This window comes from Tessaracoccus sp. MC1679 (assembly GCF_014164775.1).
Taxonomy (GTDB): domain Bacteria; phylum Actinomycetota; class Actinomycetes; order Propionibacteriales; family Propionibacteriaceae; genus Arachnia.
This window is the reverse complement of record NZ_JACJGB010000005.1, coordinates 79,409-105,593: the sequence shown is the minus strand read 5'-3', so window position 1 is coordinate 105,593 and position 26,185 is coordinate 79,409. Positions and strand designations below refer to the sequence as shown.

Genomic DNA, 26,185 nt, shown 5'->3' with positions numbered 1-26,185 from the left:
CACCCTCGCACCGGTGCGATGGGCGCACCGGATTGTCTCCCTTCGTCAGCCCACCGACCCGAGTGCGAGCGGAAGCACGGCACGGGCCCCTGCCCTGCGAAGGAGTCGTCCGGCCACGGTCATGGTCCAGCGCGAGTCGACGAGGTCGTCCACCAGGAGGATCGGGCCGTCGAGACTCTCGAGGCGCTCCGACATGGCCGGCGGCACGACGAAGCGGTCCCACACATCGCGGACGCGGTACGCGCTGTTGGTGGAACCCCGAACCCGCTGGGCCCCGGGGCTGAGCCCGAGCGGACCGAGGACCTCCAGACGCCCGGCTGCGGCGATGCCCGTGGCGACCGACTCAACCAGACGGGGACGCCCGAGGCTCGGCACCCAGGCCACCGCGACCGGACGCGCGTCCCACCCCCACTCCTTGAGGACGCGGAGACATGCCCTGCCCAACTCGGGCGGCACCTCGGCGTCCACGGGGTTCCCGTCACGGTCGGAGGCGAACAGCTCACGCAGCGGCCCACCCCAGCCCAGGTCGGAGAGACGCGCGACGGCCCGCCCCACCGCGAGCTGCTCCTCGGGAGGGATCTTGCCCTTGACGGGACGACCGTCGATCCAGACGCTCAGCCTGTCGAGCCCCGTGGGCCACAACACTCGGGGCGCCAGCGGGACACCGACCCGATCCAGTGCCGTCTGGGCGCCCTGGCTGGCGGTCAGCGTCACCCCGGTCGGGTACCACGGGCCGGAACAGGAATCGCAGCGACCGCAGGCTGCGGCGTGCGGGTCGTCCAGCTCCGCGGTCAGGAACGCCATGCGGCACTCGTCGAGCTGCTCGTAGGCCAGCATGGCGCGCTGTTCCTGCTGACGGGCGGCGGCGATGCGCCCGTAGCGGTCGGCATCGTAGGTCCACGGGGCCCCCGTCGAGACCCACCCGCCCTTGACCGATTCCACCGCACCGTCGACCGCCAGCACCTTGAGCAGCAGCTCGAGCGGACCCCGCTTGATGTCCACGCGGGCCTCCAGGGCAGCCACTGACAGCGGGCGGTCAGCGTCGGCGAGGGCCGCCAGTGCCGCGTCGGCCTTGCGCTGGGTTGGCATCGCGTTCGTCGCGAAGTAGTGCCAGATCGCCTGATCCTCGGCGCCAGGCAGCAGCAGCACGTCAGCGCTCTCGGTGGCGCGGCCGGCCCGGCCGACCTGTTGGTAGTACGCCACAGGCGAGCTCGGAGCGCCGAGGTGGACGACGAAGCCGAGATCAGGCTTGTCGAAGCCCATCCCGAGGGCCGAGGTGGCGATCAGCGCCTTGACCTCGTTGCGCTTCAACGCCTCCTCGGCGACCAGACGCTCAGCCGGATCCGTCCGACCGGTGTAGGCGAGGACGCGGTGGCCTGCCTTCGCGAGCAGCGCGGCCGTGTCCTCGGCGGCAGCGACGGTGAGGCAGTACACGATCCCGCTCCCCGGGAGCGCCGCGAGATGCTCGCTGAGCCAGGCCAGGCGGCGCCAGGGCGTGCCGAGATCGAGGACGCCGAGCCGCAGCGAGTCGCGGCCCAGCGCGCCACGGAGGGTGAACACCTCCCGCCCACCGGCGGCCATCTGCTCGGCCACATCGTCGACAACCCGGGCGTTGGCTGTCGCGGTGGTGGCAAGGACGGGGACGCCATCGGGCAGGTCGGCGATGAGGTCGCGGATGCGCCGGTAGTCCGGCCTGAAGTCGTGACCCCAGTCGCTGATGCAGTGTGCCTCGTCGATCACCAGAAGGCCACAGGTCGCGACGAGCCGGGGCAGCTGTTCCGCCCGGAAAATCGGGTTGACGAGGCGCTCAGGTGAGACGAAGAGAACGTCGATCGAGTCTGCGGCCAGCAACTCCTCGATGTCGCGCCACTCGGTCACGTTGGCCGAGTTGATCGCCGAGGCTCGGACGCCTGCCCGTTCAGCTGCTGCCACCTGGTCACGCATCAGCGCCAGGAGGGGCGACACGATCAGCGCCGGCCCCGACCCGGCCCTGCGCTGCAGCAGGGCGGAGATGAAGTAGACCGCCGACTTTCCCCATCCCGTGCGCTGGACCACTAAGGCCCGACGGTGATCCGCCACCAGGGCTTCGATCGCCTCGTACTGCCCGGGGTGGAAATCGGCCTCCGCGCTCCCGGTGAGGGCCTTCAGGATCTGCAGAGCCTCGTCACGAAGACCGGCCGCCGATCGTTGCACCGCCCGGGCGGGCTCCCTGCGTCCCGCGTCAGGCCGCCGTCGGGTGGGCGCCACGGGCTCACGCGCCCACGCCTCGTCGAGGTCGTCCGGCGGGAGGGTCTCCGGGTCTGGTGGTGGCTCGTCCAACCATGCGGGCGGCTGCGTCATGCCACCACCCTCCCATCCTGCGCCGACACTTTGCACATGGCTGCTCCCGCAGTGGAGGACGCTCGCCGAGGGGTCAGCCCTACGCGTCGACCCTGGCCGCGCGCCGCGCGGCGATCTCGCCGACGATCTCGAGGTACTTCTTCTCCGTCAACGGATAGAAGAACATCGCGAGCTGGGTCAGGAGGGTGGAGCCGATCAGGAAGACCGCGGCCCACATGCGGATGTTGCCGGCCACCTCGTCGGAGACCTCGCCACCCGCCGCGACCTCGGCTGCGACGAAGCCCGCCCACCCGAGCGCCCAGCCGCCGACGAATCCACCCAGCGCCTGGCCCATCTTGCGGGTGAATGAGAACACCGCGTAGGTGGTGCCCTCGGTGCGCTGCCCGATCTTCCACTCGCCGAACTCCACACAGTCCGCCTCGAGGGCCCACATGAGCGTGTTGACGCCGAACATGGCGATGCCCATAACGAAGAACGCCACCGACCCGAGCCACGGGTAGGTACCGAGGGGGGCGAGCCACAGGATGAGGGCGCCGATGTACATGAAGGACGCGACGACGACGTAGCCCAGGCGCTTGCCCATGGTGCGGACGAGCACGGGGATGATGGGGCCGACAAGGAACAGCGCCGCCACCTGGGCCGTCTGGTTGATGGCGATGTAGTTGGCGTCGTTCTGCACGTAGATCGCGATGTAGGCGCCCAGGGTGCCCATCACGGTGGTCCCGAGCAGGAAGAAGACCGCGGCGACGGAGAGGACCTGCAGCGGACGGTTGACGGCGAGGGAGCCGAAGCTCTCCTTCATCGTCACCGGACGCGGGTCGCGGGCGACCTGCTCCTTCGTCCCCCACACCGTGAACAGGTACAGCCCGGCGCCGATGATCGACAGGATGCCGACGGAGATCGCGATCGAGTTCTGCAGCGCGTCGGCGTTGCCCACGTTCGCCCGGATCTGCGGTGCGATGACCCAGGACAGCGCCAGGATCATGAGGGCCGCGCCGTACATCCGGAAGCTGGCCAGCTTCGCCCGCTCCGTGGGGACCTGCGTCAACGAGGGGGCCATGGAGCCGTACGCGATGTTGACGGCGGTATAGAACACCGAACCCATCAGGATGTAGAAGGCGTACATGTAGATGGTGTAGGCCGTGGTGCTCGCGTCGGGCATGATCCACTTCGCGGCGTAGAGCATCCAGCTCGAGACAAGCAGCGGGACCGAGAACCACAGGATGATCGGACGGAACTTGCCGAGTCTGCCGGGCTTCTTCATGTCGATGATGCGGCCCATGAAGACATCCGTGATGGCGCGTCGATGAAGCGCAGCACCAGGAACATGGTGCCGATGACGCCACCCTCGATACCAACCACGTTGGTGTAGTAGAGGATGAGGAACATGCCCGCCATGGTGAAAGACACGTTGTTGGCCGCGTCACCCGCCGCGTAGGCGAGGTAGTTCTTCATGCTGAGGGGCTGGGCCGTGACAGCCGGCGCCGAGACTGAGCTTGCAGACATGGTGTCGATTCCGTTCTGTTCAGGCGCCGGTCAGGCGGTCTGGTGCTGGATCGCGTCGACGATGGCGTTCACTGCTGCATCGACGGAGACACGGCTGGTGTTGAGCAGCATGTCGTAGCGGTCTGGGAGCGCAGGGTCCCAGCCGTACAGGGTCCTTGACATCTGCCGACGAAGGTCCTCCTCGTGGGCTCGGCGCTTCGCTGACTCGGCCTCCGAGATGCCCAGGCTCTGGGCAGCCCGCTTGACCCGGTCCGCGACGTCGCCGGTGAGCAGGACGTGCAGGGTATTGGGACGGTCGGCCAGGATCACGGTGGCGTTGCGACCCACGATGACTCCGCCCTCCTGGGCGAACTGCTTCACGTTCTGGGTGTTGTCCTCGATGAGCGAGTACTTGTCACCTTGGGTGCGCACGATCTCGCGGTCCTCCAGCGCACTGTAGGCACCCCCGAGGAGGGCGAGCACATTCGCGAGCACCGCACGGTTCTCCTCGTCGTCGCCGGTTGCCTGTCCGGCGATCGCACCGGACGTGAACGCCTGGCCGTGGAACGGCAGGCCGAGTCTCTGGGAGACCCTCTCGCCGATCGTGACGACGCCCGCGCCGTACAACTCGAACATCGTGACGACGGGCGGGTATTCGCTGGCCCTGTTGCTGGCCTCTGACATGAAGTCACCTCTGCTTCTTTGCTGAGATTGTTTCCGCACCTTGCTGGGAGCGGAGCCCTGCCCGACGAGGCATGGAGCGATGGCGCGAGGAAGGAGAAGCCGTGTCCGGTTGCCGCTACTGGCCTTGCCGCCGTCGGCACGCTCACGCCCGGACTCCAGGTCCGTGCCAGCCGGAGGGCGTCTTCGCGTCGCCGGTGGGGAACAAGTAGGGAACAAGCCTGGAAAAGCCAGTGGCCCTGACAGCATTTCTGCTTGTCAGGGCCACTTTTCGTAGCGGGGACAGGATTTGAACCTGTGACCTCTGGGTTATGAGCCCAGCGAGCTACCGAGCTGCTCCACCCCGCGTCGCTCTGATAACTATAGGGATTGTCCGCGGACAATCCAAATCGACGAGCGACGCGGGGGGGATCAGGGGCGCCCCTCCGGCACGGTGGTCTTCGCGGGATCGCGCTCGACGATGCCCTCAAGCGCCTCGTCGATGCGCGCCATCAGCTCATCGGGGATCTCCACCCCGCTGGCCTTGACGTTCTCGGCGATCTGCTCCGGGCGCGAGGCCCCGATGATGGCCGCCGCGACATTGTCGTTCTGCAGCACCCACGCCACAGCCAGTTGCGCCATGGTGAGGCCCAGCTCGTCGGCGATCGGGCTCAGGTTCTGCACCTTGGTCAGCACGTCGTCGCGCATCCAGCGGCTGATCATGCCCTGGCCGCCCTTGGTGTCGGTGGCCCGCGACCCCTCCGGCGCCGGCTGCCCCGGCAGGTACTTGCCGGTGAGCACGCCCTGCGCGACGGGCGACCACACGATCTGCGAGACGCCCACCTCCTCGGATGCGGGCACCACCTGGTCCTCGATCACCCGCCACAGCATGGAGTACTGCGGCTGGTTGGACACGAACGGGATCCTGAGCTCCTTGGCGTAGCGCGCAGCCTCGCGGATCTTGTCAGCCGGCCACTCCGACACGCCGATGTAGAGGGCCTTGCCCTGCCGGACGACGTCGGCGAAGGCCACCATCGTCTCCTCCAGCGGCGTCTCGACGTCGTAGCGATGGGCCTGGTACAGGTCCACGTAGTCCGTCTGCAGCCGTTGCAGCGAGCCGTTGATGCCCTCCATGATGTGCTTGCGTGAGAGCCCGACGTCGTTGGCGCCCTTGGGCCCGACCGGCCAGTAGACCTTGGTGAAGATTTCCAAGGATTCCCGACGCTCACCCTTGAGAGCCTCCCCCAGCACCACCTCGGCGGCGGTGTTGGCGTAGACGTCAGCCGTGTCGAACGACGTGATGCCGTGGTCCAGCGCCGCGCGCACGCAGGCTGTCGCGGTGTCGGCCTCCACCTGCGAGCCGTGGGTCAGCCAGTTCCCGTAGGTGAGTTCGGTGATCTTGAGTCCAGAATTGCCCAGATAGCGATACTTCATACAACAAAACCTACTCCGGTCGGCCAGCCCACCGATAGCGTCATCGCCATGGACACCTTGCCACTGCCGTGGACCTCCGGCACCTGGACCACCCAACCCGTCGACGTCCACGAGGACGGACCCGATCTCGTGGTCACCGCCGAGGAGGGCTCGGATGCGTGGCGTGTCACGTCCTACGGCTTCACCCACGACACGGAGCACGCTCTCGTCGCCCCCTTCCCGACGGACAGCGCCATGGAGGTGGTGTTCACCGCCGGATACTCCGAGCAGTTCGATCAGGCCGGCCTGTTCGTCGTGTCCGCGGCCGACTGCTGGGTCAAGGCGGGCGTCGAGTTCGCCGACGGCCATCCGCAGCTGGGTGCGGTGGTGACCAACCCGCTCTCCGACTGGTCATCCGCCCCCGTCGACGCCTGGCACGGACGCCGGGTCCGGGTGCGCGTCTCGCGCTCCGGCGACGCGCTCACCATCCGCGCCGGCCTCGACGGCGACCCCCTCAGCCTCGTCCGCCTCGCCCCGTTCCCCCGCGACGCACGCGCCGCCGCAGGGCCGTTCACCTGCGCCCCCACGCGTTCCGGGCTTGTCGTCCGATTCCACGAATGGACCACGGGACCAGCCGATTCCACGCTGCACTGACCCCTCGACGGCGTCGGCTACCCTTGCGCGCATGACCGAGGCCCTCCAGTACGAGCTCACCCAAGCGCGCCTCGACAACGGCCTCCAAGTGGTGGTGGCGCCTGATCCGGACGCGCCGGGTGTCGCGGTGAACCTGTGGGTGGAGGTGGGATCGGCCGACGAGGCCCCCGGCCGGACCGGGTTCGCGCACCTCTTCGAACACCTCATGTTCCAGGGCTCGGCCAACCTGGCCAGCGGCGAGCACATGGCCACCGTCGAGTCCCTCGGCGGCACCGTCAACGCCACCACGTCCACGGACCGCACCAACTACTTCGAGACGGTGCCCCGCGGGGCGCTGGAGCTGGCGTTGTGGATGGAGGCGGACCGGTTCTCGTCCCTGGCCATCACGCCTGAGAACTTCGAGGCCCAGCGCCAAGTGGTCAAGGAGGAGAAGCGCCAGCGCTACGACAATCAGCCCTACGGTGACCTCCTGCAGCTGCTCACGGCGCAGCACTTCCCGGAGTCCCACCCCTACGGACATCTCACGATCGGGTCGATGGCGGACCTGGACGCCGCATCACTGGAGGACGTGTCCGGGTTCTTCGACGCCTGGTACCGGGCGTGCAACCTGCGCCTGGTGGTGTGCGGCCCGGTCCGCCCCGACGAGGCGCTCGAGCTTGCCGGGCGGTACTTCGCGGACCTTCCCGCCCTCCCGAAGCCCGAGCGCCGGTCCATGGTTGAGCGCCCCGTCGCGCAGGCCTCGACTGTCGCGGTGAGCCGGCAGGTCCCCCACTCGCTGGCCTATCTCTCCTGGCCCACTCCCCCGGCCTCGGACGCGGATCAGCCCGCGATCGACCTGGCACTGTCGATCCTGGCCGACGGCCACTCCTCCCGGCTCCACCGCGCCCTGGTCAAGCACGCCGACGTGGCCAACGAGGTCCACAGCGCCTCGCTGACCCACCGCTCGGCGGCGTCGATCGCCGCCATCCTGGGACGACCCGCCGACGGAGTCTCGTTGGAGGCCATGTCGTCGGCCATCCTCGACGGGGTGGGCCGTCTCGCGGCCGAGGGCCCCACCGATGCCGAGCTGGCCCGCGCCGTCGCCCAGTACGAGAGCGACTGGCTGTGGGAATTGGCCACCACCAGCGGCCGGGCCGACGCCATCAACGAGGCCTGGCTGATGCACGGATCGCCGCACCAGATCAACACCCACCTCGCGGACGTGCTGGCGCTCACCCCGGAACACATCGCCACCGCCGCCGGACGTTGGCTGGCACCATCGTCGGCCCACCAGCTCCACTACGCAGCCGAGGAAACCCGATGAACCGCCCCGACGTCACCCTCGGCATTCCCTGGCACTTCCCCACCCCCACCGTCAGCACGCTCGGCTCGGGGCTCACGATGTGGCACTTCGAGCTCCCCGGGCAGCACATCGCCACCTTCGAGGTGATGATTCCTGCACCGCTGGCCGCGGAACCCGCCGATCGGGAGGGCGTGGGCACCGTGGCGCTGCACGCCATCGACGAGGGCACCCGCACCCATCCGGACGGCGCCATCGGCGAGCTGCTCGAGGACCAGGGCGCCACCCTGCACGGCACCGCCCGCCAGCGCTACACCACCCTCGGCGGGCAGGCACCATCCCGTCGGCTCCCCCAGGTGCTGCCCCTCTTCACGGAGGTGCTCAGCGAGCCCACCTTCGACGATCGCGACGTGGCCCACCACGTCGAGGCGCAGGTGGCCGGCTACGAGTCCACGCTCGCCTCCCCCTCCTCCGCGGTGAGGATGGCGCTTCGCCGCGAGCTGTTCGGGACCGGGGATCGCGGTGGGCGCCCCGCCGCAGGCACCCCGGCCACCCTCGCCGCCGTGACACCGGCAGATGCCCACGGCTGGCACCGGGCGCACTTCTCCCCCCAAGGGGCGACCCTGGTGGTCGCGGGGAACCTCACGGTGACGCAGGCCGAGGCCGCGCTTGGACCCTGGACGGCTCCGCCACCTCAGCCCACCCTGCTGGCGGCAGCCCCGGCGCGGGAGCCCCGGATCGTCGTGGTGGACCAGCCGGGGGCAGTTCAGGCGACGGTGGTGGTGGGCCGACGGACCGTCACCCGATCCGACCCGCGCTGGGCCTCCCTGCGGCTGGCCGGCCACGCGGTCGCGGGGGCCTTCGCGAGCAGGCTCAATCTCGAACTCCGGGAGCGCCTCGGCTACAGCTACGGCATCGGTGGCGGCTTCTCCCCCGGCCCGGACGAGGGACTCTTCACCGTCGGCGGCAGCGTCCGCACCGAGGTCGCGGCCGACGCCGTCGCCCGACTGCTGGAGGGCGTTGCGCTGCCAGAGGCGTTCGGCGACGACGAGATCGACGACGCGCGCAGGTACCTGATCGGCGTGGCACCCCTTGCCACCGAAACCTCCGCCGACATCGTCGCGCAGGCCTCCGCCCTGGCCGCGGCGGGTCTGGACCCCGGCTACATGAACCGCCACTTCTCAGACCTGGCGGCGGTCACTCCCGCCGACGCGACGGCCGCCTTCAAGGCGCTGGTGTCGCCGCGGAACGTGACTGTCGCGGTGATGGGAGACGCCTCCGCGTTGCTTCCGGCCCTGGCCGCCGTCGGGTTGGTCGCGGAGGTGGTAGACCTGCGCCGCTGAGGCGCCGGCTCAGCCGAGCGCCTCCGCGGCCTCCGCGATCTTCGCCTCCGCGGCCTTGACCTGGGCCTGATAGTCGGCGAGGTCGCCGTCGCGGAGCGCCTGCTCCGCCGCCTCGAACAGGGACTGAGCCTCATCCAGCATATTCCGGGCGCGCTGTTGGACGTCCGCGGGAACCGTCGGTTGTGACGGATCGACGGTGGGTTGCTCCTCCGTGGGCTGTTCACCGGTGTCCGCACCGGCGTCTCCTTGGAAGACCTGATCAAGCGCCGACTGCAACGTCTCGCCGATACCGATCTGCTCACCGAAGCGCACCACGATGAATCGCAGCGCCGGGTAGGCGCCGGTGGTCCCGGTGGTCTGGGTGAAGATGGGCTGCACGTACAGCAGCCCGCCGCCCAGTGGCAGGGTTAGCAGATTGCCGTAAATGGCGGCGGCCGAGGCTCCCTGACGGTTGAAGGGCAACAGCTTGTCCGCGACCAACGGGTTGGTGGCGATGAAGTTGTACGTCTGTCCGGGGCCGGCGATCTGTTCGGCGTCCGAGAGCTTCAGCACCCTCATCCGGCCGTAATCCTCGGTCGTGGCGTCCGCGTTGACCGACATGTAGACGCTGAGGTTCTCGCGGTCCTTCGGCACGAACACGGTGGTGTTGGCGAAGTGGGGTGATTCGTCGCCGGGCCAACGGATCGTGAGGAAGTACGGCGGCTCCTTGAGGCCCTGCTGCCCGGCACGGACCGGGTCGTTGGGCACCTGCCAGATGTCGGTCTGCCGGTACCACGTGTCTGGGCTGATGGTGTGGTAGCGCCCCAGGATCTCGCGCTGCGCCTTGAACAGGTCCTGAGGATAGCGGAGGTGTTCAAGGAGCTCCTGCGAGATCTCCGACTTGGGCGTGACCACACCCGGGTAGACCTTCTCCCAGGTCTTCAGGATGGGATCTGTCTCGTCCCACTCGTACAACGTGACGGTGCCGTCGTAGGCGTCCACGGTGGCCTTGATCGAGTTGCGCACGTAGTTGACCTGCTGACCCATCAGCAGCCTGTCGGCCGAGGTGCGCGAGTCGGAGATGGACTGGGTCCAGTCGCTGCGCATCGAGTTGGGGAAGTTGTCCGTGGTGGTGTAGGCGTCGATGATCCAGACCACCCGCCCGTCGACCACGCTGGGGAAGGGATCCGAATCCACCGTCAGCCACGGCGCAGCCTCCTGGACGCGCTGCACCGGCAGGCGGTCGTAGAGGATCTTCGACTCCTCGTTGACCCGGTCTGAGAGCATGAGGTTGATGTCGCCGAACCGCAGCGCGTAGGCAGCGCGCACCGCGATGTTGCCGATGCCCACGCCTCCGTCGCCGGTGTAGGTGTAGAGCGATTCCGTGCGGCCCTCACCGCCCGACGGGGTGTCCAGCTCAACGGGGTCCATGCCCTCCGGCGCTCCGACCACGACGTAGTAGTCGGTCTTCTCGCCGAAGTAGATGCGGGGTTCGTGCTCCGGCAGCGTCCCCACGGTGGGGATCCCGCCGGAGAAGAACACCGGCTCGCCGTTGGCCTCGCGCTGGTTGCCGTACGCCGCCACCATGCCGTAGCCGTGGGTGTAGACGGTGCGACGGTTGTTCCACGTGTCGCCGGACTCGACGGAGTCGAGGTCCAGTTCCCGGACGGCCACCACCGAGTCCGTTGCCTTGCCGTCGATGACGTAGCGGTCGATATCCAGGGTGTCGGGGAAGGTGTAGTAGCCGCGCACCTGCTGGAGCTGCTCGAACGCTGCCGGCACCACCGCGGGGTCGATGAGGCGGATGGCGGGCAGCGCCTCGGCGTCCTGCCGCAGCTGCCCCGCGCCGGCCGTGGTGGTGGCCTCGTAGTCCTCGATCTCCACGTCCTCGATGCCGTAGGCGTACCTGGTGGCCGCGAGGTTGTTGGCGATGTAGGGGCGCTCCTTCTCCTGCTCGTCCGGGATCACCTCGAAGCTCTGCACGATCCACGGGTACAGCATGGAGAGCAGAAGGGTGGACACCACCAGCAGCGCGATTGAGGCGCCAGGAACACTCCACCTGACCTTCCAGGCGTTGATGAACGCCAGGATCGCCGTGATCACGCAGATGGCGGCGATGATGGCGGCCACAGGCACGCGCGTGGTCACGTCGGTGTAGGAGAGCCCGGTGAAGATCCTGTTGGCGGTGATGCTCAGCGCGTAGCGGTCCAGCAGTGTGCTGGCGGCGATGAGCAGCATGACGATGCCCAGGAGGATGGACAGGTGCCGCTGGGCGCCCAGCCCGGCGGCGGTGTTGCCCCGGCCCCTCAGGGCCGACGAGGTCAGCGCCCCGGTCATGAAGTGCACGGCGGCCGCCGCGACCATCCCGACGATCATGGTGAACAGGAGGAACCCGACCACGAACCCCAGCCAGGGCAGCGTGAAGACGTAGAAGCTGGCGTCCAGATCGAAGTAGGGATCGGCCCATCCGAACGGGGTCGCGTTCCACCAGGCGAGGAACACCTCGATCACGCCGGCGGCCGCCATCCCACCGAGGAGCCCGAGCACCACGGAGGGCACGGCCATGAGGACCTTCGACCTGCGGTCCAACGCGTCCCTCAACTGGATGAGGAACTCCGAGTCCAGGTTCGCCCGCCGCACCTTGGGGCGCAGCCGGTAGGCGATCACCATGTTGAAGAAGACCACCGAGAACATCAGCAGCCCGAACACGGCGAACAAACCGGCCCGCGCCGCAAGTTGGGTGGTGAAAACCGTCTGGAAGTTGATGCTGCGGAACCACAGATAGTCGGTGACGGCCCGGGAGGCGATGACGGCCACCAGCAGTAGGCCGCCCACGATCATGACGGTCCACAGGATGGGCCCGCGCCCGGCCGGGGCCTCGGGGTTGGCGGTGGTGGCGCTCACAACTCACTCCTGAAGGTATTGACGAGGGCGTCTGCCAGGCCGGGGACGAGGTCCTCGGCTGCCAGCAGATCATCGGGGTTGCTCACCAGCCGGGCCAGGCCGTGGCGGGTGCCATCGCGGAGGACCCCGACGACGATGCGTACATCAGTCTTCTCCGGATGGGCGGCCACGAACTCGGCAGCAGCCTCAGGCTCCTGAGGCAGCTCGGCCTCGTGCTCGGGGGGAAGGAAGGCGCGTTCCATCGCCAGCGCGCAGCCCTCGACCGTGTCCGGCCAGAAGATGCCGGCCAGGCGCTCGACGACGTTCTCCGTGGCGTGGAACTCGTCCTGCTCGATGGCGGTGAGCGCGTCTGGGCTGCTCTCCGGCACCCGGCCGCGCAGCTGCGGCTCGACATCGAGCAGCGTGCGGGTGGTGACCAGGGCGAACAGGCGGGCCGGCTGGTCCCACCCTGAAGATGAGACGTGTCGCTCCACGTCCATGAGGGCGGCGATGAGCTTCGACGAGTCAGCCACAGGTGGGCACCTCCGCAGTCTTTCCTTCGTTGATGAGCTGGAGCGCCGCAATGGAGTCCTTCAGGGTGCCTACCCTGACCAGCATGACGTCTGTGGCCAGGTTGCCGACGTCCGAGCAGTTGTCCTCGGGCACGAGGAAGATGGTGGCTCCGTCGCGCTCCGCCCCCTTGATCTTTTCCCGCACGGCCCCGATCCTCGAGACCCGCCCATCGGGATCGATCTCTCCGGTGCCGGCCACCACCCCGTCGGCGATCAGGTGTCCTTCGGTGATCCGGTCATAGAGACCCAACGCGAACACCAGCCCCGCACTGGGGCCGGTGACGCCCTGGTCCACGCCGAAGTCCACCTGGGGCGCGTACTGGAAGCCCGTGTCCAGGGAGATCCCCACCACTGGACGGCGGGCGTCGGTGTTGCTGGCGCTGGAGGTGACGCTCTCTGTGAGTTCCTGCCCGTCGCGGAGCAGCGTGAAGACGATCACGTCGCCGACGGCGTGAGTGGCCACCTGGGCGATCACATTCTCACGGGTCTTCATCTCGATGTCGTCAACGGCGGTGATCAGATCCCCGGGCTGAAGACGGTCGACACTGGGGCCCGAGAGCACCACGCTTTCCACCCGGGGCAGTTCGGTCACGGCTACGCCGGCCGCCCGCAGTGCCGCGACGGTGGCGTTGATGCGCGACTTGTCCATCATCGCCACCGCCTCGTCCTGCACCTGCGACGACGACTTGCCAGGCGGGTAGATGACCTCCCTGGGCATCGCGTCCGAATCGTTGGCTGTGAAAACGAAGACAACCTCGGGAAGGCTGAGAGTGGAGTCCACCCGGGTGGTGGACACGGTGGTCATGAGCAGTTGACCGGCGGTGTCGAACGTGGGAAGGCCGGAGATCTCGATGACGGCGCCACCCTCCTCGGTGGTCTCCAGGACGTCGACGGTCTGCCCCGGGCGCCACGCCACATAGGGGACCGGAATCACGACCAGAGCCGCCGCCAGCATCACGAAAAGCAGGGAGGAAACGATCGCCATTGCGTTGCGCGACACCGAGACTCCCTTCATCGTCTTCCGCTTCACCCTAGCAACCGGCGGCAAGCCGTCGCGCGGCGCTTGCACGATGGGGAAGAATGGGCATCAAGGAGGTCTCCTGATGTCAAACCCTGACCCGTTCGGAGCGTTCGACTTCGAGCAACTACGCAAAATGCTGGAGTCGATGGGATTCGCCGACGCAGACCAGCTGAACCTTGAGGAGTTGCTCGCCCACGTCCAGCGGATGCAGCAGTCGGGATCCGGAATGTTCGGGATGACCAACGCCGATCTGGACCCGGACGCCGCGTGGCGCACCACGTTGACCGCGGCCAAGCAACTCGCGTCGGCCGCCGGCGCTGATCCGCTGCTCAAGCCGGAAGAGAAGGCCGCCATCGTCGATGCCGAGCGGCTCGCCCAGGCGTGGCTCACCCCGCAGACAGCCTTCCCCGAGACCGGTCGGCCTGCGCGTGCCATCACCCGCGGAGCATGGCTCGACGAGACGGGGGACGGGTGGCGAGCGGTGATCGAACCGATCATCGACGGCCTGGCGGAGGCACTCAAGCGCGGCACCGTCGACGACTCGGGCGGTGAGCTGGAACCGATGGGCAAGTTCCTTGCGCCGATGATGAAGCAGTCGGCGTCGCTGATCTACCGGGACCGGCTCAAGCGTGAACTGTCCAAGGTGGCCGGTGACATCCTCACCGGGACCGAGATCGGATTCAACCTGCTGGGCTCGGCTGACGTGGTGATGATTCCCGCCAACGTGGCGCACTTCACCGAGGATCTGGCCGCCGGAGACCGCGATGTGACCCTGTTCCTCCTCCTGCGCGAGGCGGCCAGGCAGCGGCTCTTCCATCACGTCGCCTGGCTCTCTCCCCAGCTCAGCGCACTGCTCGGCCACTTCGCCCGCGAGATCACCATCGACTTCGACGCCATCGCGAGCCAGTTTCAGCCCGAGAACCTGCAGAACCTGTCCATCGAGCAGGTGGTGGCGGTCGGCGAGACGGTGCGGGGCTCGTTCTTCCAGCCTGCGAGCACCCCCACCCAGGTGGAGATCCTGCAGCGCCTCGAGGTCCTGCTTGCCCTGGTGGAAGGGTGGGTGGACCACGTGGTCGGTCGGGCCACGGCCCCATGGATGCCCAACTCCCCTCAGTTGGAGGAGGTCATCCACCGCCGCCGCGCCTCCGCCACTCCGGTCACCAGCGTCTTCGCGGAGCTGCTCGGCCTCGACCTGCGGCCCCGGCTCGTGCGAGACGCGAAGAACCTGTGGGCCGCCGTCGAGCACCACCGCGGGATTGACGGCCGCGACGAGGTCTGGGGCCACCCGGACCTGCTTCCCACTCGGGCGCACCTGGCGGATCCCCTCTCGTTCGCCGCCGGAGTCTCGCCCGCGGAGCCAGTTGAGGACGCCCTTGACGCTGAGCTGCGCAAGCTCCTCGGAGGCTCAGGGGCCTGAGTGTCTCGCCCAACCTTGACGTGGCGGATCCGGTGACGCTTAACTTGCCGGGAGAGTCCCGGTAGCTCGTTACGCAGGGGAAGGCGGATCGAGCTGCCGGGCTCCACCACGTCCGGACGGTGTGTCTCATTGTGAGCGCTCCGGGCGGCGCCTAGAGTGAACGGGGTTGCTGACCGCAGCAACCACCCAAAACAAGGAGGAAAAAAATGACGGCGGAGATCTGGGAAGGCTCTTTCTACTGCGTCAAGTGCAAGGAAAAGCGCGACGCCAAGGGCGAGGTTGTGGTCAACGCCAAGGGCACCAAGATGGCCAAGGGCAAGTGCCCCGAGTGCGGCACCAACCTCAACCGCATCCTCGGCAAGGCCTGAGCAAGGCCGGATCGAGCCCGATGCGGGCACTCAATGGGGCGGCAGCCGTCGGCACCGCCCCATTGTGCTGCCCTCACACCTCCGGGCCCAGGCCCTCCCGAGGTGTTGTCCCGAACGGCCGCGGTGTTGTCCGGAACCGGCCCGGTGTTGTCCGACTCAGACGATGTGTTGTCCGTCGCCCCGCGGTGCCTGCTGCTGAGAAGCCGCGACGGCGAGGCTTGGCCCATGCACACCCAGCAGATCGCCGTCGTGGGGATCCCCACCGCCACCCGTCCACTGGAGGCCGCCCTGCGTCGGGCGCAGCTCCGGAGTATCCCCGTCGAGCCTGCGGCCGCTCTCCGCTCCCCCGGATTGATCTCCGGCTGCGCGCTCACGGTCTTCTGCTCCCCGCCCGGAACGCAGCCCACCCTTGAGGCGGAGGTCTACGCCGCGGAGGTCGGCGCGCTGCATGTCGCCTGGGATGCCTCTGGCGCGCTCGTCGGGCCGTTCGTCGCCCCCGGCCACGGCCCATGCCCGAGCTGCCTGGCCCAGGCCGGCTCACCGGCGGGCGGTGGAACACACCGGGCGCTGGTGAGCTGGGCCAGCTCCCTGGCCGCGCTCCAGGTCCGTGACGTACTCCGCGGCAGCACGGACCTGGTGGGGGTCGGCTGGGTCTGGCGGCTCGAGCACCCGGGGCTGAGCCTCACCGCGTGGACCAGGAAGGCGGGGTGCCCGACGGTGGGCTGCGCTCAGCCCTGATGGCTGCGCACCACCTGCAGCGCGCCGCCCCCGTAGCGCTCAACCTTCACCCGCCCGATGCCGGGAAGACGCAGCAGATCCGCCTCGGTGGCGGGGGCGGCCTCGGCGATGGCTTGCAGTGTGGCGTCGGTGAACACCACGAAAGCCGGCACGGACGCTTCGTCCGCGGCCGCCTTGCGCCAGGCCCGCAGCGCCTCGAACAGACCCTCGTCGTAGCTGACCTCACAGTCCGGGTGCCGGCTCAGCTTCCGTTCCGCGGCGGTATGGAGGTGGAGGCCGCAGACCCGACAGGTCCGGGAGCGGGCCGAGGTGGCCTTCTCCTTGGGCTTCCGGGCGACGGTGGAGGGTCCCGAGACCTGATCGGCGATGAATCGCGATCGGGTGGCGCTTCCCTTCCCGGCGGCCCAGCTGACCCGCAGCTCGCGCTTCGCCCGCGTGAAGCCGACGTAGAGCAACCTTCGTTCCTCGGAGAGGCTCGGCTCCTCCTGGCTCAACACGAACGGGATCATGCCCTCGCGCACGCCGACGATGGCCACACCGTCCCACTCGAGTCCCTTTGCGGCGTGCAGGGTGGCCAACGTCACCGCCTCGGCCACCGGGCCGGCCTGCCAGGCGGAGCGCTCACGCAGCCACTCCGCAGCCTCCGAGGCGGGCCATGTGCCCCTGGCGGCGGCCTCGTCGACGACCATGCCCCTCAGGGCGGACAGCGACTCCCAGCGCTCGCGCTGCCGGCCCTGGCCGGCCGGCGCCTCGGGACGCCACCCCAGCGAGCCGAGCACGGCCTCCAGCACGTCGGGAGCCGCGGCCTCACCCCCACGCTCGACGGCCCTGCCGAACTCCAGCAGCGCCTGGCGCACCTCTGCCCGGTCGTAGAACTTCTCCGTGCCGCGCACCGAGTAGGGAATGGCCCTCTCACTCAGGGCGGCCTCGAGCGCCGGGGACTGCGCGTTGATCCGGTAGAGCACGGCGAGCTCGGACCAGGAGGTGCCGGCCGCGTGCCGCTGCTTGAGCCAGTCCGCCACTGCCGCTGCCTCAGACGCCTCGTCCGGGTGTCCACTGAAGGTGGGCTTCGGTCCGGAGGCGCGCGTCGGGGTCAGCGCGCCCGGGCCGCCGGGCCGCACGCGCAGCACCTTGTTGGCGGAGGAGATGACCTCAGGCGTGGAGCGGTAGTTACGGAACAGCCGGAGCGTCTCGGCGCCCTCGATGCCCGCCGCGAACCCGAGGAGATACGAGGCATCCGCGCCGGCGAAGGAGTGGATGGCCTGGTTGGGATCCCCCACCACACACACGTCCTGCCTGCCGTCGACCCAGAGCGTGATGAGGCGGTGTTGCAGGGCGGAGACGTCCTGGTACTCGTCGACGACGAAGTGGCGGTAGGTCTGGCGGATGGTGGCGCCGATCTCCTCGTGCTCGGTCAGCAGGACCGCGTTGCACATGAGGATGTCGTTGAAGTCGACGCTGCCCTCCGCAACCTTCTGCTTCTCGTAGAGAGCCATGACGGCGGACACCTGGGCGGCGGAGGCGCCCGCCACCGAGCGCCTCTGCGCCACGTCCGGGTACCGGGACGCCGAGACGTTGCTGGTCTTGGCCCAGGAGATTTCGCTGTCCAGGTCCCTGACCAGTGGCGTGTCCGACTTGCCGAGCACCTGATGGGCGGCGCGTGCCACGAGACCGAACGTGTTCTCCGCCACGCGGGGGAACTCCACCCCGTACGCCTGGGGCCAGAAGAACTGGCATTGGCGCAGCGCCGCCGAGTGGATGGTGCGGGCCTGGGCCCCGCGGACCCCCAGCGAGGCGAGCCTGGCTCGCATCTCGCCCGCGGCGCGCGTGGTGAAGGTCACCGCCAGGGTGGCGGAGGGCTGGTAGCGGCCCTGGCTGACGGCGTGCGCGATCCGGTGCGTGATGGCGCGGGTCTTCCCGGTGCCCGCGCCTGCGAGTACCACCACAGGAGCGTCGAGGAGGGTGGCCACGCGGCGCTGCTCCGGGTCCAGGGCTTCGAGGATATGGTCGCGCATCCCCCCATTCTGGCGGGCGCCGCCGACAAACCGCACTTCATCGATGGCGTCGAGGCACCGATCCGGTCTTGTCGGTGGGGCCAGCTAAGGTGACTGGCGAGGTAGATGAGGGGGACTTCAGGATGTCGGTGACGGCGGTGCTGGGCACGCGGTGGGGTGCGCTGATGGACCATCTCGTCGAGACGCTGCACGGTCTGGCGCTCGGCCCGTTCGACGCCGCGCGCGTCCTCGTGGCCACCCATGAGACGGGCCGCCTCGTCGGCCAGGAGGTGGCGGCCCGAGTGGGCATCTCCGCGGGCATCGACTACCTGACGCCAGCGGATCTCACCCGGCAGCTGGCCGACGCCGCGGGGGTTCACCGCGAACGCGGGAGGTGGCTCGGCACGCCGCTTGACCTGGCGGTCCAGAAGGCCCTCGACGAAGTGGCTGACGGGTATCCGCTGCTGCGTGGGGCCCTCGAGGCAGACGCCCGGCGCCCCGGCCGGCGGCGCGCCACCGCCATCCGCCTCGCACGGCTGCTGCGCAGCTACGTCGAGCTGGCGCCGGAGCTCGTCGCCTCGTGGCTCGACGGCGGTGCCACGGGTCCGGGCGGAGCCGAGCTGCCTGAGGTGGCCGCATGGCAGCCTGAGCTGATGCGGGCGGCTGTGGCCCGGCTGGAGCTGGATCCCCTCGCGGTGCTGGCGGCAGTCGGGGACGCGGCGGGTCGCGACACCACGCCCACGATGCTGGTGGGCATCGACCACGTGAGCGCCTCCGAGCTGCGCGTCATCGAATCCCTGGCCTCGCGGCGGGAGGTGCGGCTCATCCAGAAGGCCGGTACCCCCGGGGCTCACTGGGCCGCCTCGCTTGCCACCCGCACGCTGCAACTCCCCGGTGACGAAGCCCCTGCGCCTCTGGTTGCGCTCCACGATTCCCACGGCGAGGCCCGTCAGGTGGAAGTGCTGCGCGACGAGCTCACCCGGTTGTTCGCCGCGGATCCCACGCTGGAGCCTCGGGACGTGGTGGTGGTGTGTCCACAGCCGGAGCGTTTCGCCCCGCTGCTGGATGCCGCCTTCGCGCCCGGCGTGCGGGGCGCGTCCCATCCCGGACGGTCACTCCGCGTCCACTCCGTCGGCCTCACCCCACCCAATCCCCTGGTCCTGCTCCTGGTGGACCTCATGCGGTTGGGGGGCTCGCGCGCCACCGCCAACGGGCTGGTCGAGCTGCTGCTCCGCCCGCCCATCGCCCACCGCTGGCGGCTGACAGACCGGGCCACGATGGTCGAGCTGATCGGCGGCGCCGGCGTCCGGTGGGGTATGGACGCGGCGCACCGCGCGCAGTTCGGGCTCGGCGACGTCAGCCAGAACACGTGGATCCGCGGCCTGGACCGCCTGCTCGTCGGGCTCGCCGTGGCGCCCGGAGAGGACGCAGGCGTGGGTCTCAGCGGCACGGAGGTGGTCACCGCCTCAGACATGGACACGGTGGGGTCCCTCTGCGAGATCGTGTCGCGCCTCCGTCTCCTCGTCGCAGGCACCACAGCTCCGGCCACCATCCCCGGCTGGGTGGCGCGTTGCCGGGCCGCTTTGGACTCGTTGGTGGGCCTCCCGCGCACCGAGGAGTGGCAGCTGACCGCCGCCGCGCGGGCGCTGACGAGGCTGGAAACCAACCACGCGGCAGATGACACCACCTTGACGCGCCACGAATTCTCGCTCCTGCTGGCGGACGACGCGGCCGGCTACCGGCGGCGTCCGGCGGCCGGGAACGGGTCACTGGCGGTGGTTCCGCTCGGGGAGTTGCCACACGTCGAGTTCAGGGTGGTGGCGCTGCTCGGCGTCACCGACGACGCCGTCCCCGGCCGGGCGGGCGCCCCGGCGGACTGCCTGGACCTCGCGGAGGACATGCCTGATCCGCGGGCACAGCGACGCGAGCAACTGCTCAGCCACGCCCGGTCCGCCGAACGCCTCCTCATCGTTCGCCAGGCCCGGTCGGAGCGCACGAACGGCCCGTCCGCCCTGCCGGTGGCCGTCGACTGGCTGCTGGAGCGGGTGGGAACCACCCCGGAGCCGCGGCAGCACCCGCCCACCGCCACCTCGGCCGGCAACTTCGTCACCGAGCCCAGCTTCGACTCAGCCGCCTACGCCGGGGCGTTGGCCCGGCGCCGCCGCCAGCCGCTGCCCCGGCGCCATGAGCGACGGCGAGCTGAGGCCCGCAGCCGGCCCGTCGGCGCCATCCCGGCCCAGGTGAGCCTGACCCAGCTCGCCCGTTTCCTCGCCGACCCGGCGCGCGCCTTCCTCCAGTCGGCGGCGGGGATCAACTTCCGGCAGCCGCCGGAGCTGACCGACGACATCCCGCTGGAGACGCGCGGCCTGGACCGGTGGGGCATCGTCAACAACCTCCTCGACGCCTGGAAATCCGGCCTCAGCGGGGAGTCCGTGGAAGTGGAGCTCAGGCAGCGGGAGCTACACCCGCCGCTGGAGGTCGGTCGCCTCGCGTTCCAAGCCGCCCGGACCGATGCCGCCGCGCTGTGGGCCTGCGCGCAGCAGGACTGGGACGCCGAGCTCACCGAACACGCCATCTCCCTGCCGGTGGACGCCCCCGGCCTGGGCACGCTGCGTCTGGTCGACGAGGTCCGCACCCGCGGCGGGACCGCGGTCACCGTCAGCGCGAGCACCGGCGAGGAACAGGCCATCCGGCCCTGGCTGGAGTCGCTCGCCCTCGCCGCAGCCGGACACACCGCCCCCGCGCGGCTGCACCGCTTGGAGCGAGACTTCGGGCAGCTGAAGCCGCGGTCGCAGGACTTCGCGCCGACGGATCCGGAGGAGGCCCTCGCCCATCTCGGCGTGATCACCGGTGCCTACGTCCTCGGTCAGCAGCGGCTCCTGGCGGTGCCGGCCGCCGCCGCGCTCGCCTACGCCCGGGACGTCCACCAGGGCGCGCTCAAAGACGCCGAATGGGCCGGGCCGTTCCGCAGCTACCACAAGAAGTGGAGCTGGCCGGGGCTGTCCTGGACCCTCTTCTTCGACTCTGACGTGTCCGAGCTGTTCAAGGACCCCCCGCTGCCCCAGGATCCCCCGCTGCCCCAGGATCCCGGCACGCACAACTCGGCCTTCGCCTCATGGGCGCTCGCCCTCTACACCCCTCTCGTGAGGACACAGTCATGAGCGGATCACCCTTCGACCTCACCGGGCCGCTCCCCCGGCGCACCACCTTGCTGGAGGCCAGCGCGGGGACGGGCAAGACCTACGCCATCGCCGCTCTCGCGGCGCGCTACCTCGCTGAGGACGGACTCGACGCGGGGCAGCTGCTCCTCATCACGTTCGGCCGGCACGCCACCGGCGAGCTGCGCTCCCGCGTGTTCGAACGCCTCACCGGCACCGTGCGGGCCCTCGATGAGGTCCTCGCGGGCGGCCGGCTCCCAGACCCGACGGACGCCGTCGCAGCGCACCTGGCCTCCTGGGATGTCGCGCTGCACCGCTCCCGTCTCGCGGATGCAGTCGCGCGGTTCAACGAACTGACCATCCTCACCACCCACTCCTTCTGTCAGGCGATGCTGCACGAGCTCGGCATACTCGGGGACTGGGACCCGGCCGAAGATGTGGGCGCAGACCCGATGGACCTCGTGCGACAGTGCGCGGCAGACACCTACCTGCGGCTGCATCGCACAGATCCGCAGCCCCCGCTGCTCCCCCAGGCTGCGCTGCGGATCGGTGAGGCAGCCTGCACCACCACTCTGGACCTGCTCCCCCCCGAGGGCCCCCACCACCACTTCGCCCAGGCCGTCCGCGGGCTGTACGAGGAGCGCAAGACCGCCGAGGGCGTGTGCACCTACAACGACGTCATCACCCGTCTTCTGCGGCTGACCCGCGCGGAGGGCAGCGGGCAGGCCGTCGTCGCGGAGTTGAGGCGCAGGTTCAGCGTGGTGCTGATCGACGAGTTCCAGGACACGGATCCAGAGCAGTGGGCCATCGTCGAGCAGGCGTTCGTCAGCGATGGCCGCGCCACCATCCTCATCGGGGACCCCAAACAGTCCATCTACGCCTTCCGCGGTGCCGACCTGCAGAGCTATCTCGATGCCAAGGAGGCGGCGGACGTGCACAGCCTGGCGGTCAACCGCCGCAGCGACAAGGCGCTCGTCGACGGCGTCCTTGAGCTGTTCGAGGGGGTCAGCCTGGGTCATGAGTCGGTCGCCGTCGGCCCCGTGAGCGCGCATGAGGCCCAACCCCGGCTCCAGGTGCCCGGACCGCACCGCCTTTGGCTACGCACCGCCACCCCTCGGCAGCTCGGGACGCACTCCTCCGGGGCAGCCATCGACCAGGATCTGGTCGTCACGGTGCAGAACCTGATCTCCCGAGCGGAGTTCACGAGCCGGGCGGAGCCCCGGGTCAGGTACTCCGACATAGCCATCCTCGTGCGCCGCGGGGCACGCGCCCGCGAACTTCGCGCCGTGCTGGAGAATGCCGGGATCCCGGCCGTGTTGACCGGGAGCCAGTCAGTCTGGACCCAGCCCGCGGCCCGCGACTGGGCAGCACTCCTCACCGCTATGTCGGATCCGGCCCAGGCCACGATCCGGCTGGCTGCCCTGACCGCGCTCATCGGCTCGCACCTGGGTGCGCTGCTGGACCCGGCTTCCTCAGAGCCGGCCCGCGTCTCCACCCTGGTGCGCACGCTCGGCCTACGGTTCGCCGAGGGTGGCATCTCGTCGGTGCTGGGCCACCTGCGCACAGCGGAGGGTCTCGACGGGCGTCTCCTGGCCGAGCCGGACGGCGAACGCGAGTTGACTGACCTGCTCCACGTGGCCGAACTACTCGATGCGGAGGGCGCGACGTCGCTCAGTGGCCTCCTGGCGGTATTGGACGAGCGGGCCGCCGATGAGGACTCGGGGGACGCGATTCGGGTGGCCTCCGATGAGGAAGCCGTGCGTGTGATGACCATCCACGCCGCGAAGGGCCTCGAGTTCCCCATCGTTCTCCTGCCGGAGACCGACGGGGTGAAGGCGAGCCGGTCCAAGCCGTTCACGCTCGTGCACGAGGGCCGCCGTCATCTCTACGTCGGCCCGGTGCCCCGCTTCGACGACCCCCTGGCGCGGACCCTGGACGACCAGAGCCTGACGGAGGAGCTACGACTCCTCTACGTCGGCTTCACCAGGGCGCAGCACTTCTGCGTCGCCTGGCATGTCGAGACCTCCGGGAAACAGCGGGGCGGGCCCCTGGGCACTCTGCTGCGGGCCTGGGAACGACGGCGCCGCGGGGCAGTGACGGGCACCGCGGTGTCCCGCACCGACATGGATCTACTGCCGGAGACGCCCCGGTCATCCCCGCCGGCACCGCGCTCTGCGCCTCCCTTGGAGCTTGCGGTGCTCGAGCGCGACATCGACACCACCTGGCGGCGCACGTCCTACTCGGGGCTGACCCAGGGGCTCCACGAGCAGGCGGCGGCGCACGTCCTGATGGATGAGGCTGCTGTGGTCGATGTCGCGCTGCCCACCCCCGCGGGGCAGACGCTCGCCGCCCCCTCGCCCATGAACGGGCTCCCAGCTGGTGCCGCGTTCGGCACGCTGACGCACGAGGCCCTGGAACGCCTGGACTGGGGGCCGGAGTCCCTGGAGTCCTCTGCCGCCGCCGTCGTGGCGGAGCTCGGCCCGCAGCACGCCCTGGACCCGGGGCTGCATGACACGCTCAGCGCCGCTTTGGTGGCGGTGTGCCGCACCCCGCTCCTGCCGCTGAGCGCCGCGGCGCTGGCAAACATCCCCACCGATCGACGGCTCCCCGAGCTGGACTTCGATCTTCCGCTGGCAGACCGGGGCGCGCCCGCCACGCTGCGCATGCTCGCGGACCTCATGGCGGTCCATCTTCCGAACGCGGACCCCCTGGCGGAGTATCCGCAGCGCCTGCGCTCATCAGACGCCGCGGACTCCGTGCTCAACGGGTTCCTCACCGGCTCCATCGACGCCGTCCTCCAGCTCGCCGACGGCCGTTTCCTGGTGGTGGACTACAAGACCAACAGACTCGCACCCGCCGGCGAGGCCGAGGTGACGGTGGGCCACTACGTGGCCCCGGCGATGGCGGAGGCGATGATGCAGGCCCACTATCCGCTGCAGGCCATCCTCTACTGCGTGGCGTTGCACCGCTACCTGTCCACCCGCCTTCCGGGTTACACCCCTGAGCGGCACCTGGGCGGCGTCGGCTACCTGTTCGTGCGTGGCATGGCCGGCCCCACCACCCCTGTGGTGGACGGCACGGCCTGCGGCGTGATGGCGTGGCGACCGTCGGCGGACCTGGTGGTGGCCGCCTCGGAGCTGCTGGGAGGCACCCATGCATGAGGTCCCCGTCGCGGCCACCGGCCTGCTCGCCAGCTTCTGCGCCGCCGGCATGCTCAAACCCATCGACTTCCATCTGGCGCGCCGGCTCGCGACGCTGGCCGGCGAGACCGACCCCGAGGTGCAGCTGGCCTTCGCAATGGCCGCGCGCGAGCTGCGGCTGGGGTCGGTGTGCGTGGATCTGTCCACGGCATCGCTCGCCCTGCTCCCCGAGGCGGACCTCGACGGTCAGGCCACCCCTGGGGATCTCCCCGTGCTGGCCTGGCCCGAACCGGGCGGGTGGGTCACCCGCGTGGCGGCCTCCCCCGCCGTCGGGGTCCCGGAAGCCGAGACGCGCCCGTTCCGGCTGGACGGCTCCCTCCTCTACCTGGACCGGTACTGGAAGCAGGAGCGCCGATTGTCGCGGGCGCTGCGGCTGCGGAGCTCGACGGAGGCCCCCGCGGTCCCCTGTGCCGCAGCTGCGGCGGCGGCCGGCGAAACCCCCGATGAGTACCAGGAGGCGGCCGTCGCGGCCGCCCTCTCCCACGGCACCACTGTGATCACCGGCGGGCCCGGCACCGGCAAGACCAGCATCGTGGCCCGGATCCTGGACTCGCTCGCCCCCTCAGATCCGCGGGTGGCCCTGGCCGCCCCCACCGGCAAGGCTGCGGCCAGGCTGCAGTCGGCCGTCGCGGAGCGGCTCACGGGCAGCCTGCGCCTCTGGGGCGGCACACTGCACAAACTCCTCGGGGCGCGGCCCCGCTCCATGCATCTCGAGTACGGGCCAGCCAGCCCACTGCCGTTCGACGTGGTGGTGGTCGACGAGACCTCGATGGTGTCGCTGGAGCTGATGGGGCACCTGGTGGCGGCACTGGCCCCCGAGACGCGCCTGATCCTGCTGGGAGATCCGCACCAGCTGCGCTCGGTTGAGGCCGGGGCTGTCCTGGCAGACATCGAACAGGCCGGCACGCTGGTGACAGAGCCCGGCGGCCACATCGCCCGCCTGCGCACGAATTTCCGCTCCAACCAGGAGATCAACCGCCTCGCGGAGGCCATTCTCGCCGGCGACCCCGCGGCTGCCCGTCAGGTGATCCAGGAGTCCCACAGCATCGAGCTGATCGGCTTCGATGGCACGGCGGACCCCGTCTCCCTGCCCACCGTGCGCGAGGACGTGCTGGCCACCGCCTCCGGTGTGGTGGCCGCGGCCGTCCGAGGCGAGGCGGTGGGCGCACTCACGGCGCTCGGCGCCCACCGGGTCCTGTGTGGACATCGCGAGGGCCCGTTCGGCGTGGGGCACTGGGCGCGCTCCGCCCGCGCGTGGCTCGCCACCCAGCTGCCGGACTACGGCTTCGACGGCAGGCCCTACGCGGGCCAGCCGTTGCTCATCCAGCGCAACACGGACCTCTACCACAACGGCGACACGGCGGTGGTGCTCCAGGGAGCCGACGGCGACCTCGTGGCCGTGGTGGACCGGCCGGACGGGCCGCTGTGGGTGGCACCGGCCCTGCTGGACGACGCGGCAGACCTGCACGCGATGACCATCCACAAGTCTCAGGGCAGCCAGTTCGGTACGGTGTCGGTGGTGATCCCGCCGTCGGGCTCCGCCCTGCTGACCCGCGAGCTGCTCTACACGGCGGTCACCAGGGCGCGGGGACGGGTCCGCCTCTACGGCAGTTGGGAACGCCTCGAGGAGGCGATCGCCACCCCGGTGCGGCGGGCCAGCGGGCTGGCCCGACACTGACCC

18 protein-coding genes and 1 tRNA gene are annotated in these 26,185 nt (G+C 69.9%); 9 read left to right on the top strand and 10 right to left on the bottom strand.

Annotated features, from left to right (window positions below):
- Positions 1-45: 45 nt before the first annotated feature.
- The 6 genes from H5398_RS09390 to H5398_RS09365 form a co-directional block, all read right to left on the bottom strand.
- Complete coding sequence (locus tag H5398_RS09390) at positions 46-2,340, bottom strand: ATP-dependent DNA helicase RecQ (protein WP_182799817.1); 2,295 nt, start codon at positions 2,338-2,340, stop codon at positions 46-48.
- A gap of 79 nt (positions 2,341-2,419) precedes the next feature.
- Positions 2,420-3,622, bottom strand: a complete 1,203-nt coding sequence (locus H5398_RS09385) for a glycoside-pentoside-hexuronide (GPH):cation symporter (RefSeq protein WP_182799816.1) — start codon at positions 3,620-3,622, stop codon at positions 2,420-2,422.
- Positions 3,601-3,795 (bottom strand): MFS transporter, encoded by a 195-nt coding sequence (locus H5398_RS09380; protein WP_182799815.1) that lies wholly within the window; start codon positions 3,793-3,795, stop codon positions 3,601-3,603. The genes H5398_RS09385 and H5398_RS09380 overlap by 22 nt, the downstream gene beginning before the upstream one ends.
- A gap of 81 nt (positions 3,796-3,876) precedes the next feature.
- Entirely contained in the window at positions 3,877-4,509 is a 633-nt protein-coding gene (locus tag H5398_RS09375; protein WP_182799814.1) for an AAA family ATPase, read from the bottom strand.
- Between the two features lie 271 nt (positions 4,510-4,780).
- Positions 4,781-4,854: transfer RNA gene (locus H5398_RS09370), tRNA-Met, on the bottom strand.
- 63 nt (positions 4,855-4,917) lie between these two features.
- Positions 4,918-5,919 (bottom strand): aldo/keto reductase family protein, encoded by a 1,002-nt coding sequence (locus H5398_RS09365; RefSeq protein WP_182799813.1) that lies wholly within the window; start codon positions 5,917-5,919, stop codon positions 4,918-4,920.
- Between the two features lie 48 nt (positions 5,920-5,967).
- Here H5398_RS09365 and H5398_RS09360 point away from each other — a divergent pair, with 48 nt between their 5' ends.
- The 3 genes from H5398_RS09360 to H5398_RS09350 are packed head-to-tail and all read left to right on the top strand — an operon-like array spanning position 5,968 to position 9,174.
- A complete protein-coding gene (locus H5398_RS09360) occupies positions 5,968-6,552 on the top strand; it encodes a DUF1349 domain-containing protein (RefSeq protein WP_182799812.1) in 585 nt (194 codons plus the stop codon).
- Positions 6,553-6,583: 31 nt separating this feature from the next.
- Positions 6,584-7,855, top strand: a complete 1,272-nt coding sequence (locus tag H5398_RS09355; protein ID WP_182799811.1) for a pitrilysin family protein — start codon at positions 6,584-6,586, stop codon at positions 7,853-7,855.
- Positions 7,852-9,174, top strand: coding sequence for a pitrilysin family protein (locus H5398_RS09350; protein WP_182799810.1), 1,323 nt, complete (start codon positions 7,852-7,854; stop codon positions 9,172-9,174). Before H5398_RS09355 ends, H5398_RS09350 begins: the two co-directional genes overlap by 4 nt.
- A 9-nt stretch (positions 9,175-9,183) precedes the next feature.
- Here the strand turns inward: H5398_RS09350 and H5398_RS09345 are convergent, their stop codons facing one another.
- Genes H5398_RS09345 through H5398_RS09335 form a run of 3 tightly spaced genes read right to left on the bottom strand, consistent with a single transcriptional unit; the run spans position 9,184 to position 13,623 of the window.
- Complete coding sequence (locus H5398_RS09345) at positions 9,184-12,057, bottom strand: UPF0182 family protein (RefSeq protein WP_370586102.1); 2,874 nt, start codon at positions 12,055-12,057, stop codon at positions 9,184-9,186.
- The gene (locus H5398_RS09340; protein WP_370586101.1) at positions 12,054-12,569 is read right to left on the bottom strand and encodes a PPA1309 family protein; all 516 of its coding nucleotides are present in this window, start codon (positions 12,567-12,569) and stop codon (positions 12,054-12,056) included. The genes H5398_RS09345 and H5398_RS09340 overlap by 4 nt, the downstream gene beginning before the upstream one ends.
- Positions 12,562-13,623 carry a PDZ domain-containing protein gene (locus H5398_RS09335; protein ID WP_182799809.1) on the bottom strand — a complete coding sequence of 354 codons (1,062 nt, stop codon included), beginning with the start codon at positions 13,621-13,623 and terminating at the stop codon, positions 12,562-12,564. The genes H5398_RS09340 and H5398_RS09335 overlap by 8 nt, the downstream gene beginning before the upstream one ends.
- An 88-nt stretch (positions 13,624-13,711) precedes the next feature.
- Between H5398_RS09335 and H5398_RS09330 the strand changes: the two genes are divergently transcribed.
- From H5398_RS09330 to H5398_RS09320, 3 genes are all read left to right on the top strand, one after another.
- On the top strand, positions 13,712-15,046 hold the full coding sequence (locus H5398_RS09330; RefSeq protein ID WP_182799808.1) for a zinc-dependent metalloprotease: 1,335 nt from the start codon (positions 13,712-13,714) through the stop codon (positions 15,044-15,046).
- 206 nt (positions 15,047-15,252) lie between these two features.
- A complete protein-coding gene (locus H5398_RS09325; protein WP_182784204.1) occupies positions 15,253-15,414 on the top strand; it encodes a DUF5679 domain-containing protein in 162 nt (53 codons plus the stop codon).
- 225 nt (positions 15,415-15,639) lie between these two features.
- Positions 15,640-16,152 carry a hypothetical protein gene (locus tag H5398_RS09320; protein ID WP_182799807.1) on the top strand — a complete coding sequence of 171 codons (513 nt, stop codon included), beginning with the start codon at positions 15,640-15,642 and terminating at the stop codon, positions 16,150-16,152.
- Here the strand turns inward: H5398_RS09320 and H5398_RS09315 are convergent.
- Complete coding sequence (locus H5398_RS09315) at positions 16,143-18,167, bottom strand: ATP-dependent DNA helicase UvrD2 (protein ID WP_182799806.1); 2,025 nt, start codon at positions 18,165-18,167, stop codon at positions 16,143-16,145. The two genes, H5398_RS09320 and H5398_RS09315, sit on opposite strands and share 10 nt — an antisense overlap.
- An 89-nt stretch (positions 18,168-18,256) precedes the next feature.
- On the opposite strand from H5398_RS09315, the gene H5398_RS09310 reads away from it, so the two are divergent.
- From H5398_RS09310 to recD, 3 genes are read left to right on the top strand one after another with little or no spacing between them, the layout of a single operon-like run.
- On the top strand, positions 18,257-21,307 hold the full coding sequence (locus H5398_RS09310) for an exodeoxyribonuclease V subunit gamma (RefSeq protein WP_182799805.1): 3,051 nt from the start codon (positions 18,257-18,259) through the stop codon (positions 21,305-21,307).
- Complete coding sequence (locus H5398_RS09305; RefSeq protein WP_182799804.1) at positions 21,304-24,465, top strand: UvrD-helicase domain-containing protein; 3,162 nt, start codon at positions 21,304-21,306, stop codon at positions 24,463-24,465. The genes H5398_RS09310 and H5398_RS09305 overlap by 4 nt, the downstream gene beginning before the upstream one ends.
- Positions 24,458-26,182 (top strand): exodeoxyribonuclease V subunit alpha, encoded by a 1,725-nt coding sequence (gene recD, locus H5398_RS09300; protein WP_182799803.1) that lies wholly within the window; start codon positions 24,458-24,460, stop codon positions 26,180-26,182. The genes H5398_RS09305 and recD overlap by 8 nt, the downstream gene beginning before the upstream one ends.
- Positions 26,183-26,185 lie beyond the last annotated feature (3 nt).

Bases quoted from the DNA above. Each gene is read 5' to 3' on its own strand.
- H5398_RS09390 (WP_182799817.1), bottom strand. From the start codon at position 2,340: ATGACGCAGCCGCCCGCATGGTTGGACGAGCCACCACCAGACCCGGAG.
- H5398_RS09385 (WP_182799816.1), bottom strand. From the start codon at position 3,622: ATGGGCCGCATCATCGACATGAAGAAGCCCGGCAGACTCGGCAAGTTC.
- H5398_RS09380 (WP_182799815.1), bottom strand. From the start codon at position 3,795: ATGAAGAACTACCTCGCCTACGCGGCGGGTGACGCGGCCAACAACGTG.
- H5398_RS09375 (WP_182799814.1), bottom strand. From the start codon at position 4,509: ATGTCAGAGGCCAGCAACAGGGCCAGCGAATACCCGCCCGTCGTCACG.
- H5398_RS09365 (WP_182799813.1), bottom strand. From the start codon at position 5,919: ATGAAGTATCGCTATCTGGGCAATTCTGGACTCAAGATCACCGAACTC.
- H5398_RS09360 (WP_182799812.1), top strand. From the start codon at position 5,968: ATGGACACCTTGCCACTGCCGTGGACCTCCGGCACCTGGACCACCCAA.
- H5398_RS09355 (WP_182799811.1), top strand. From the start codon at position 6,584: ATGACCGAGGCCCTCCAGTACGAGCTCACCCAAGCGCGCCTCGACAAC.
- H5398_RS09350 (WP_182799810.1), top strand. From the start codon at position 7,852: ATGAACCGCCCCGACGTCACCCTCGGCATTCCCTGGCACTTCCCCACC.
- H5398_RS09335 (WP_182799809.1), bottom strand. From the start codon at position 13,623: ATGAAGGGAGTCTCGGTGTCGCGCAACGCAATGGCGATCGTTTCCTCC.
- H5398_RS09330 (WP_182799808.1), top strand. From the start codon at position 13,712: ATGTCAAACCCTGACCCGTTCGGAGCGTTCGACTTCGAGCAACTACGC.
- H5398_RS09325 (WP_182784204.1), top strand. From the start codon at position 15,253: ATGACGGCGGAGATCTGGGAAGGCTCTTTCTACTGCGTCAAGTGCAAG.
- H5398_RS09320 (WP_182799807.1), top strand. From the start codon at position 15,640: ATGCACACCCAGCAGATCGCCGTCGTGGGGATCCCCACCGCCACCCGT.
- H5398_RS09315 (WP_182799806.1), bottom strand. From the start codon at position 18,167: ATGCGCGACCATATCCTCGAAGCCCTGGACCCGGAGCAGCGCCGCGTG.
- H5398_RS09305 (WP_182799804.1), top strand. From the start codon at position 21,304: ATGAGCGGATCACCCTTCGACCTCACCGGGCCGCTCCCCCGGCGCACC.
- recD (WP_182799803.1), top strand. From the start codon at position 24,458: ATGCATGAGGTCCCCGTCGCGGCCACCGGCCTGCTCGCCAGCTTCTGC.